Source organism: Microtetraspora sp. AC03309, from assembly GCF_020826795.1.
GTDB classification, from domain to species: domain Bacteria; phylum Actinomycetota; class Actinomycetes; order Streptosporangiales; family Streptosporangiaceae; genus Microtetraspora; species Microtetraspora glauca.
Window position 1 is genome coordinate 1 of sequence record NZ_JADDIL010000627.1, and the last position, 389, is coordinate 389.

Below are 389 nucleotides of genomic sequence, written 5' to 3' on the forward strand. Positions count from 1 at the left end.
ATCCTAACGGTTTGATCGACTGATCAAATTCAGAACTGAGGAAACCGATGCCCGAAGACATGAGCGGAACCCGGGTCGTGGTCGACGTCGACCTGTGCGAGGGCCACGCGTTGTGCATCCAACTTGCCCCTGAGGTGTTCGACCTGTCCGACGAGGAGATTGCCGGCGCTGCCCCGATGGACGGGCAGTGGGATCAAGGTACCTGGGACGCCGTCAAATCCGCCGTAGACGCCTGCCCGCGTCAGGCGATCAGCCTGCTCAACACCAGCACGAAAGGCCAGTGAGCCATGACCGATCTCGCCTCCGTCGACTACTTCGCCGATCCGGCCGTCGCCCAGGATCCCTATGAGTACTACGAATACCTGCGCAGCAACGGGCCGGTGTTCACC

1 protein-coding gene is annotated in these 389 nt (G+C 61.4%); it reads left to right on the forward strand.

Annotation, left to right across the window (positions count from 1 at the left end; genetic code table 11):
* The first annotated feature begins 47 nt into the window (after positions 1–47).
* Entirely contained in the window at positions 48–284 is a 237-nt protein-coding gene (locus tag IMZ11_RS44675; RefSeq protein WP_228649877.1) for a ferredoxin, read from the forward strand.
* Positions 285–389 lie beyond the last annotated feature (105 nt).

Coding starts and splice junctions, on each gene's coding strand:
- IMZ11_RS44675 (WP_228649877.1), top strand. CDS start 48: ATGCCCGAAGACATGAGCGGAACCCGGGTCGTGGTCGACGTCGACCTG.